The sequence below is a fragment of the Caproiciproducens sp. MSJ-32 genome (assembly GCF_018918055.1).
In the GTDB taxonomy this organism is placed as follows: Bacteria; Bacillota; Clostridia; order Clostridiales; family Clostridiaceae; genus Clostridium.
The window spans coordinates 1-10,595 of the sequence record NZ_JAHLPS010000123.1 but is presented as its reverse complement, the minus strand read 5'-3'; the positions used below and the strand labels follow the sequence as shown (position 1 = coordinate 10,595).

The 10,595-nt window shown below is 27.7% G+C and carries 9 protein-coding genes and 2 pseudogenes; 2 read left to right on the top strand and 9 right to left on the bottom strand.

What is annotated here, in order from left to right; translation table 11 throughout:
• Positions 1-441 (top strand): IS30 family transposase (locus tag KQI16_RS12365; RefSeq protein ID WP_216434836.1); only part of this gene is annotated, 441 nt, incomplete at its 5' end.
• 556 nt (positions 442-997) lie between these two features.
• A complete protein-coding gene (locus KQI16_RS12360; RefSeq protein WP_119866499.1) occupies positions 998-1,306 on the top strand; it encodes a hypothetical protein in 309 nt (102 codons plus the stop codon).
• A gap of 131 nt (positions 1,307-1,437) precedes the next feature.
• On the opposite strand, the pseudogene KQI16_RS12355 reads toward KQI16_RS12360, so the two are convergent.
• From KQI16_RS12355 to KQI16_RS12315, 9 genes and pseudogenes are all read right to left on the bottom strand, one after another.
• Positions 1,438-1,976 (bottom strand): annotated as a pseudogene (locus KQI16_RS12355) (PadR family transcriptional regulator).
• Positions 1,977-2,028: 52 nt separating this feature from the next.
• A pseudogene (locus KQI16_RS12350) lies at positions 2,029-2,834 on the bottom strand (sialate O-acetylesterase).
• Positions 2,835-3,125: 291 nt separating this feature from the next.
• The gene (locus tag KQI16_RS12345) at positions 3,126-3,377 is read right to left on the bottom strand and encodes a hypothetical protein (RefSeq protein ID WP_035134655.1); all 252 of its coding nucleotides are present in this window, start codon (positions 3,375-3,377) and stop codon (positions 3,126-3,128) included.
• A 29-nt stretch (positions 3,378-3,406) separates the two neighbouring features.
• Positions 3,407-3,949 carry a hypothetical protein gene (locus KQI16_RS12340; protein WP_035134653.1) on the bottom strand — a complete coding sequence of 181 codons (543 nt, stop codon included), beginning with the start codon at positions 3,947-3,949 and terminating at the stop codon, positions 3,407-3,409.
• 62 nt (positions 3,950-4,011) lie between these two features.
• A complete protein-coding gene (locus KQI16_RS12335) occupies positions 4,012-5,709 on the bottom strand; it encodes a recombinase family protein (protein WP_051824160.1) in 1,698 nt (565 codons plus the stop codon).
• 139 nt (positions 5,710-5,848) lie between these two features.
• Complete coding sequence (locus tag KQI16_RS12330; protein WP_035134651.1) at positions 5,849-6,262, bottom strand: hypothetical protein; 414 nt, start codon at positions 6,260-6,262, stop codon at positions 5,849-5,851.
• A gap of 217 nt (positions 6,263-6,479) precedes the next feature.
• Positions 6,480-9,026, bottom strand: coding sequence for a hypothetical protein (locus KQI16_RS12325; protein ID WP_035134649.1), 2,547 nt, complete (start codon positions 9,024-9,026; stop codon positions 6,480-6,482).
• A 597-nt stretch (positions 9,027-9,623) separates the two neighbouring features.
• A complete protein-coding gene (locus KQI16_RS12320; protein ID WP_003466824.1) occupies positions 9,624-10,082 on the bottom strand; it encodes an NINE protein in 459 nt (152 codons plus the stop codon).
• Between the two features lie 3 nt (positions 10,083-10,085).
• Positions 10,086-10,370 carry a Mor transcription activator family protein gene (locus KQI16_RS12315; protein WP_003466845.1) on the bottom strand — a complete coding sequence of 95 codons (285 nt, stop codon included), beginning with the start codon at positions 10,368-10,370 and terminating at the stop codon, positions 10,086-10,088.
• Positions 10,371-10,595: the final 225 nt, after the last annotated feature.

Here is a 10,595-nt window from a genome sequence, read left to right as displayed (position 1 = left end):
AAGTCCGGTGATAATGCTCTCTTGACTCTAACAGAGCGTAAGTCCCGTTATGAAATAATGATAACTTTAAATGCTAAAGATAGTAAATCTGTTGATGATTCAATAAAAAAGCTTATGGAGATGTATAGAGATACTTTTAAACATGTATTTAAAAGTATCACAGTTGACAATGGGGTTGAATTTAGTAATTTAGAAACTTTGCTTAAAGAATATGGTATAGAGGTATACTATACTCACCCTTATTCTTCCTTCGAAAGGGGTACTAATGAACGTCATAATGGTCTTATACGTCGTTTTATCCCTAAGGGTAAAAGCATCAAAGACTTATCTTTTGATACAATTCAAAGGATTCAAAATTGGATGAATAGGTTGCCACGTAAATTGCTAAATTACAAAACCCCAGAAAAATATTTTTATGAAGAACTATCGAAGATTGCTTAATCCCATATTTTGAATATTATAGATGTCGCTTGTGGTTTATCAAGGGTAAAGCTCCGCCTGCTACGCAGCCCTTGACAAACCCATGTACGCCATCTCCTGTTATTATTAAGATGGGCTTAAGGCTGATTTTGACTATTGTCAGTCCTATTCTACATGATTTTTTCACAGGGGTGTTGCATTTAATATTGCAATTTAAGGATAAAACTAAAAATATTCTATTATTGCCTTTTTATTTTTAAACCTTTATTTTGAATAAGCCTACTAATAATTACCTATAAACTGATATTTTTCTTTTGGTAATTTTATTTAAGTATCTAATTTATTTATAAAAAAATGGCAATGTAATTATATTCTTCCTATATTATTCTTTTTTCTTAAAAGCTTATTTTTTATGATAAGGTTCTCCTGTAATTCTTGTTGCATAATACTTTCACATCTTATAAATTTGTAATTATTTATTTTAAGCAATATATTTCCTTTTTATTTAAATAATGGTATAATATAAGCTATGAGTATTATTGAGAACATATTAAGTTATACAGGAGGAAAATTAACAATGTCAACATCAAGAATATTAAAATGGGTTTCAGGCGGGCTTGAGGCACTTTTGGGAATTCCAGTTCTAGGAGCTTCAATTATTTTGGGATTATTTTGGAGCCCATTAGTTATTATGTTAGCATTGCATATCGTTACTCTAGTTCTTACTAAAAAAGATGGAGGAGGATCAACTGGTAGTATTTTAGGAATCGTAACAAGCTGCTTAGGTTGGATTCCATTCGTAGGAATGGTTCTTCACATACTTTCAGCCATATTCCTTATGATTGATGCTTCAAAACCAGAAAACTTATCACAAAACAATTTATAATCGCAAGAAATAATAAAAATGAGCTATCACATTAGAGAATTAAATTTCCGTTAGTGATAGCTTTAATTCAGTTTTTAGCATTGTTCTAAATACTCTCATAATCCAATTCCTCCATTTTAAACTATCATCCTTCAGCACTTGAACATCTCCATAGATCTTATAAAGATTATTAACAATAAATCTTCAAACCATTTAAGATTAACTAAATGATGAGAAAGTGAATTTTCCATCATCTTTTTAAAATATATCTCAACAGTATTATCATTTTTAATAGCTTCTTCTAATAAAAAAATTTTTTCCTTAGTTTGTTCTATTTGAATTTCTATTATTTTTTTTAAGTTCTCCTTTTCATATTCATCAGAAAATAACATTGTCCCATAAAAAGGTAAATTTATATATTCAGTTTTAGAGCCATACTTAAACATTAACCTTTCAAATTCTTTATTTCCTAGTTCGGTTATAATATAATTTTGAGTTTCTCTAGTATTATCTAACTTATCAACTCTTTTAATATATTTTTTTCCTCTAATTTTTGAAGATTATAATAAAAAGATCCCTTGGTAAAATTAACTATATATCTGTAATGTCTTTCTTCCATTAATGATAATAATTCATATCCATAAGAACCTGGATTTTGTTTTATTAAACCTAAAATTAATAGTGGTATCAAAATATTATCTCCTTTAAATTTTAAAATTATAATATACTATTTTTAATTATAATTAGTCATTATTAATTTTAGTAGCTTCTGCTAAAAATTCATCATATGTTATTTTTCCCAACGCAAAATCCATACTTTTTATATATATTTTATCCGACTTGGTATGTACTCTTGAACAAATAGAATCTACTAAATCGCTTTCATTTGCCAATGGTTCTAATATGTGCTTTTTATTATAAAAATCTTCAAAATGTCTTAATCCAAATTTTCTTTGAGAAATTGCATTAATATGAATACCATCAGGATTAGATGTTAAACCTGATGCAGTAACAAAATAACAGTTATCTTGTTCAATTGCAAACTTTTTTAACTGTTGATTTATAAGACTATACTCTGTACAGCTTTTTCCGAATCCTTCTTTTCCCAAAAAATCTGGCAGTCCACCAATAATAACTGGAATATTGGGTGCATTTAATTCTTTTCTAAGCTCTTCAATTATTAAAAGTAACTTTTCATAATAAACTTTGTATTTTCCATTATGACTGTCACTTTCTCCTTGATGCCATAAAACTCCAACTAGTTCACTGCTTTGCATAGCAAATTTCGCTTCATTTATAGCATGTCTAAAAAGCACTTTATCTACAGCCCACTCATCTATAGAACTTCCTCCTTCTGCACAAGGAATTAAACCAATAATATCATCTTGATTCTTGCGGCACCATGCCTCTGAAAATGAAGCAGCTAAACTTATTCCTGAAACAGGTCTATCATAATTAATTGGTTCAGTCATCATTTGCCATTACGCAACATTTGTATTCTTTCATTGTAAATTAGAGGCACTTCATTAATAAAACCTCTTCATGCCATATTGGACTACCCTAACATTAAAACTGATTTAATCATTTTTTTCATCCTTTCTTTTATTCATATAAACCAAGGTAATCAACAATAGTCTAATTAGACTATTTGTTAACTAAATTTCTTATGTAAATAGATATTATTATAATTTAATTACTTCACTTAAAGAAAAAACTTATATATAAATATAAGTAAGAGTCTTAATTCTTATAATTACTCTTACTTATAATTCCAATAAAAACTTCACTTATTTATGATATGGTTCTCCGTATCAATATTAAGTGAGGTTTTTAATTGTACTTAAAGTTCTTCTATGTCTATTATATAACTTATACCTATACTAAATTGCTTTTTATTGTCTAATAATAGATATAACATATCATCCTCTTCCTCATCTTTAGCTAATTCTAAAAACAATAATCTACCTTCTATTACCTTACCTTCATTATCTGTAACTCTTATCTTAGAACCTAAATCAATATATATGTCCATACCACTCATATTGTTCTCTTTTGTAACCTTTATACACGGAATAATATTTGTAACTACCATTTTATTCACACTCCTTAACTATGAATATTTTATTTAACTCTATTTATATTATCTAGTACCCTACCATGATAAGCTGGGTCTTCTTCCTCTGCATCAAATACAACTTTTCTGTCTATTCCAAATTCATCTAACCAACTATAATCATATAAATCAGTCCACGAAACTATAAATACTTTATTAACTGTATTTTTTATTAAATCGTCCAATATTTCTTTACGTTGTTCCTCATTCTTTCTACATATTGAATCTACTGGATATAATATAGATACATTATATTTTTCACCTTTCCATGACATCTTATTTATTGTATCTATATACATCCTCAAGTTTCCTATTTTAATTCTTGTATTCAATTTTTCTGATTTTAACTTATGTTGAAAAATACTATTTATATTATCTTTTCCGTTAATCCTAAATAAAACTTTAACACCATCTTTTACATTTTTATTTAAAGTTCTCAAAACTTCCATATGTTTTTCATATTGATGCGTTCCGGTTATAAACATTATTTTTTCATTATCTGATTTTATAAATTCTATAATCTCTTTTTTTAAATTCTCTCTATTATTCATAATTTCTCTCCCTAACATTAGATTTCAATTTTTCTATATAAATATAATTATAACATTATACATTATATAACAATACTTAAATTCAATACCTTCAATCCAATATTTATTAACATAAAAGAAGAAGGAATACCTTTAATAGGTACTCCTCCTTCTTTTACTAGATATTCAACTAGCTTATCATTTATATTAAGTTTTATTGATTCTATTTCTCTTGATTCATTCATCGTTATTTCAGATATTATCATATGTAGTAACTTTTTCTGTTGCTCTCTACTTACACTACTATTTAATACTTTACTGAAATTCATAAGTATATCTTTAATGAACTCATATGGTATCTCTTCACTTACATCCTCAGAAATTGTGTTTAGTAACGGCTTCTTTTCTTCTTCTAAAATTCTGATTTTCTCATTTAGTTCATCCTTTCTAATTTGAAACTCCTCTTTAGTTAAGATATCATCCTCATATGCTTCAAAGATTTTTCGTTTTCTTTTATCTAGTTTTTCAAGCTCTTTATCTATGTCACCTAACAATCTTTTAGCTGGTTTAACTTTATCTTTTCTTTCCTTATTAATGTTTTTAACAACTGCTTTAATCATTGCTTCATTAGACACTAATTCTTCAATCTTTTTAAACACATATTCATTAGCTTTATCTACTCTTATTGTATTACTATTGCAAACAGAAGTTCCTTTATTCTTCCAATTACCACAACAGTAATAAGCTATTCTCTTTTTAGTACCATCTGCTAATGTATTGGTTGTCCTAGAAATCACCATACCAGCTCCACACTTAGGACATCTTAGTATTCCCGTTAATGGATATTCTCCATCATATATTCTTGAGGGCTTTCCTTTCTTACTTTCTAAAATTAATTGAACTTTATCCCATAGCTCTCTATCTATAATAGCTTCATGTTTTCCTTTAACTCTTATTGGATTAGGATTTATATTCCTTCTTCTTTTCTCACTCCAATTTTGTCTTACATTATATCTTATTTCTCCTATATATACTGGATTAGTTAGTATATCTCTTATACTTCCTACTGAAAAGTTATTTCCTTTCTTAGTTTTATATCCTAATTTATTTATTTGATTAGTTATTGCTTTATATCCCTTTCCTTTACTATATTCATTAAATATAAATCTTACTATTTCGGCTTCTTTTTCATTGATTTCTAGTTTGTTTTTCCCCTTTTTTTCTTCTTCTGGTGAGTTATTAGGTACTAAGTCATATCCTAAGACTCGTCCACCGCACCAATTTCCAGATTTCGCCTTTGCAATCATCCCCATCTTAACATTCTGTGCAATAGTCCCCCTTTCAAACTCTCCTATTAAAGCCATCATTTGAAATTGCATTCTTCCTGCTGGTGTATCTGTTTCAAAAGGTTCTGAATAAGATTTGAATGTTATATTGTTTTTCTCTAATAGACTTACAATCTTTAAAACATCTTCTAACTTTCTACTTACACGGTTTATCTTCCAAGATATAACCATATCGAACTTTCCTTCTTTAGCATCACTTAAAAGTTCTTTTAATGCGGGTCTATCTTTTATGTTTTTTCCACTTATTCCTCTATCAGAATAACATTTATAGATTATGTAATCATTAGCTTTACACCATTCTTCTAAAAGTCTTTTTTGTTCATCTATACTATATCCAAATTCTGCCTGTTCATCGGTACTTACCCGGCAATATATGGCAATTATTTTCCTCCTTTTTTCAATTTTTATATCATTAACCAATTTCTTAAATCCCATAGAACTCCTCCTAATATCTAATCAAATTTATAATATATACTTAACTTTCTATTTCACTACCCTAAACTTATTATGGAAAATATCGTAGTAATTACATTTCGATATTTCAATACTTCGATATTTTCCATTGTTAATTAATCTATATAAAATCAGATAATTTTAAAAATTCTTTCTCAACTCCTAATGGTTCAAATTTATATATGAATATATAATCTTTCAACCTAAATTTTCTCATTACTTTTTTTAACATTTCTCCTACATTACCAATGTCATTACAACATTCCTCTTGACTAAACCCATATGAACCTATTAAGTTAAAATCAAAAAAATTAATTACTATTTTATCTTTGTCTTCCCTATTTAAACTTACATGGTAGATACCTGTTGAACAATACAATTCTGTAATTAACTTTTCTATCCATCCTTCTTTTCTTCTACTTCTTTTATTTTTCATAATAACTAACTTATTATGAACAGCTACCCATACACTTTTATTTCTTAACTCCATGTATTCACTTGAGTCACATTCAAATTTTACTTTAATATTATTCATTTCTAATCTCTCCTCCATATATGCTTATTAATTTACATTGTATTTTTTAATTATTTTCTTCTTTTACACACTCTCTAGTAATATAATTAATTATTATTTCTGAAATTAAATCTATTATTTCTTTGCAACTATTAATATTATTCATTTTACTAACTCCTTTTATCTTGAAATTATCGACATTATCGAAGTATTGAACCACGATAATGTCATTAATAAATTAAAAATCAATTACTTCTGATTCTGATTGTATAAAATTAGCTATATCGGATACTTCCATTGATGATTGTCCACAAATAAGTTCTTTAGGACTTTTACGGATTTCAATTTTCCTCCCTAAACTAGTATTGCTTGTAGAAAATGTTATTCCCTCCATAAGAAGATTAGATTTTAATTCATTTAATCTTCTACTAAGTACATTAGGTTCTTTTGCCCATAGCTTTGATTGAATATCAATCTTTTCATCTTCTGCAATGGAGTTTAGAACTTCTAATAATTTAGATGCTGACCCTTCAAAATACTGTGTATTTTCCATTAATCTAATAATTGCTGTTGCAATTGGATTTGAGCTAACTGCTTCATCATTAGCTTTATGTTGGTTATTAAGGTAGGCTTTTAAAAACTTTTCTCCACCAATACCACAAGCTTCTGCTATAGCATATCCCCATCTAGTAAAGTCAGCCATTCTTCCTAGCTTCTTTAACTTTACACTAGGATAAATAGTTAACGCTTTTGATATAGTACTAAATATAGCTCCTAACATTTTAGGTTTATCTCTGTTAAACTCTTCCCATACTTCACTTTCTTCCTTTCTTTCATCTTCGGATATTCTTTCAAGTCCTAAAAGTAAACTTCTATCTAATAAATCTGGTCTTGTTGCTACAACATTTATTCCATTAAGAATTACTGGTACTTTATATTCATATATATTCTCCTCATCATCTGTATAAAGCTTTCTTCTACTAAATCCTCCCCCTGTAGCAGCTGTGCATAATATGTCACTCTTTTCTGCTGAAATACTATCTATGTTATCAAAACATGGTAAGTAATTATTATGTAAAACTAATGATAAATCTGTTGAACTCTTAGGCATTGATATTACATCTCTTGCTGATGGGTCAACTATGCTTCTATCCATTCTCATAGTAGTTGTCTTTGATGCTCCCTTTTCGCCATGATAAACTATTATAGGATTTCCTATACTTAAAAATTTGGTAACAGTACTAACAGTATGTAAAATTTTATCTTCATCTGTCTTAAATCTATAATGTTTATTAATTATAGATATGTCATCATACTCTTCTGGTAAAACCTGTGGTTTCATTGTCTTACGTCTTATAAATAATATTTGTCCACTATTATCAAGCTTCCAACCTTCCGTAGTAATTTTTATGAATGACCATTCCTTATCACCTAGGTCATAATAAATAGCTCCTTCTCTTTCCGTGCACCTTTTAGCTACATTAATCTCTTCTCCATCATATTGAGCTAAAGCTTCTAATACACTTACTGCTTGATTAATTGAATCCTTAGATGGAGCTTTTTTAGTTTCTTTGAAAAATCGCTTAACTAAAAAAGATTTATAGTCCTGTCCATTAACTTTAAGTACTAACGGATTTCCTTCTCTCTTTATGGCTACATACTTTTCATTTAATTCATTATGAAAAAACTCATCTTCTTCATTCATTGCCATTTCAATCATTATATCTGCTTGACTTTTTTTCTCCTCTTTTAGATTTTTATTTCTACTTTTTTTACCTTCATAGCGCTCCCTAAGAGTTTTCCAACTCTCATGGGAACAGCTATCATGATGGCACTTAGCACTTATTCCACCTTCATGAAATTGAGTTATTGAAGCTGATTTATCTGTATGTTTTTCATTCCAAGGACACCTTTTCAATACATAACAAGTTCTATCTGACTCATCTTTTATTCTATCTATATCTATTCCATACGTATCTAGCCATTCTTTAACGTCAATTTTACTTTGAATTTTGCTAGTATTACTTTTCTTTTTAGCTTTAGTTTTATTTCCCTTTTTAGGCATAAGCTCTGCTATCTTATTTATTAAAACTTCCTCTACTACTTCAAATTTTTCTGGTACATCTACAATTCTTGACCTTCTATGGGGTCTTCCTTCAATGCTATCTCCTTTACAAGCAATAGTTCCATAAAGCTTGGTTATTCTAGCTGGATTATAATTAGTAGTATCGACTTTTGCTTTCTCTGTACTGAATTTATTATCTAGCACTTGTAAAAAAACTTTTATATTTTCAGTTACTTCCTTAGTATTAGGTAAATCTAACTTATATAATAAGTGATATCCATTTCCACTACACGCTTTAACTGGTTGTGGAAATTCATTATCATCTAAAAACAACTTAACTTCATCAGCAATTTTATTAGCATATTCAAGTTCTTCATCAGTTGATGAAATTCCTGATGCTCTGCATGGGTCAATATCAATAAGTAGTAATTTTCTTCTTATAATATCTGAATCTGATGTAGTATGTTGTGCATAATCTAGCAACTTATCCTTTGCTCTTGCCATTAAATCATCTGAAAAAACATTAAGTGTGAAAAAAATATTATCTACACCATCGTATTTCTGAATATCACTTAAAAGCTTGTTCTTATCAATGTAGTATCCACTTCTAGTTCCCTTTTTTGTTTTAAGCATTCTAATCTCTAATGGATTTTCCATCTTTTCTAAAACATTTAACCCTTTCATTACTTCTTCTCTTAATTTTAAATTGTTATTACTCATTCTTCTTCCTCCTAGCCTTTGTAAACGTTTACTAAACTACATAGTATAAACCAATTTGCTATCTTTTCCTATAAATAAATCGAATTATTATTTATATTTATTCATAGCTTATATTGTTTTATTTACTTTATATTTTGTATTATACCAATATTTTTTAATATGTAAACACCCTCAACCTTTGCTATATCAAGGCTTCCACGTATTTTAATTCACTATTTTTCAGTTACATTCATCGCCTTCCAACCCAAGACTTCCTGGCATAAAAACCTAATCAACTTTTTAAGCCTAGATTTCCTTACTCTTAACCAAATTCCAACCAACCCATTGATTCCACTTGGTTTATAGCCATTTTTGCTCTTATGTATTTTATTTCCCTTTGCATATTTATACTTAAATTACTTCATTTTTGCATAAATATTTTTTATTTTTTTTAGTTTTTCCTAATTGTACTTAAAAATATCGTTGTTATCGTATTATATATAACGGTAACAACGATATATTCCCCCTAAAAAAACACCTTACATCATATTTTACAAAAAAAAATCACTAAATATCTATTAAAAATTTAATAAATATCTAGTGAAAATTTATTTATAATTAGACTAATTCCTCACCTGTTGCAGTTTTCATTTTTCCTCTAAAAATATTTACAGCATCTACTATTGACCATACGTTATTAACTAAAACTAAAGGCTCAAAGAATATTATTGCTATTAAAAATATTGCTACTTGGATAAATCCTTTTTCTTTATAGCCTAAATAAAAATTATGAATTCCTATAGCTCCTAACAATATTGCTGAAATACCAGCTACTACTTTAGAATTTCCTATTGGTTTACCTGTCCCATTACTTCCTTTTAAACTATTAGATATGTTTATTTTTGAATTCTTTAATTTACATCCACAATTTAAACATACTTCTGCTCCTTCTTTATTCTTAACTTCTGTACCACATTCACTACAGTAATTATTACCTTGTCCTTTATTTGTTCCACAATGAACACATACAACAGCTTTTTCATTCTTAAATTTATTTCCACATTCTTTACAATACATAATTTATACCTCCACTTTTTCCTTATTTTTTTCTCTAATTATTTCCTTACTTATAACTTGTTGTAGCCAATTACACGTATATCCTAATTTCCTTGACAACTCTTTTAAGTTTTTACCATTATAGTTTTTATTTAAGTATTCTAATATGTAACTTTTAGAATATAATCTCATTGGAAAAGTTACTTGCTGACCTCTGTAATTCTCATATATCTTTAATGTAATCTCCTCTCCCAATACTTCCACCATATCTTTATAAATACCACTATAATTTTCACTCTTTTTACTCATACATATATTTACTCCTCCTTTTCATTTATAATATAAATAATAACCTCACTTACATTTTTTGTAATGTTGATTATATATGTGATTTTCTATTGTAAAATCACATATATGTTAATGTCAATATTATTTTTAACAAATTTGCAAATATAACTTTTAACACTTTTGACTAATTATTTTTTGGAATTATTAGTGAATATTTTATCTTTAACTCTATAAGATTTACCTGTT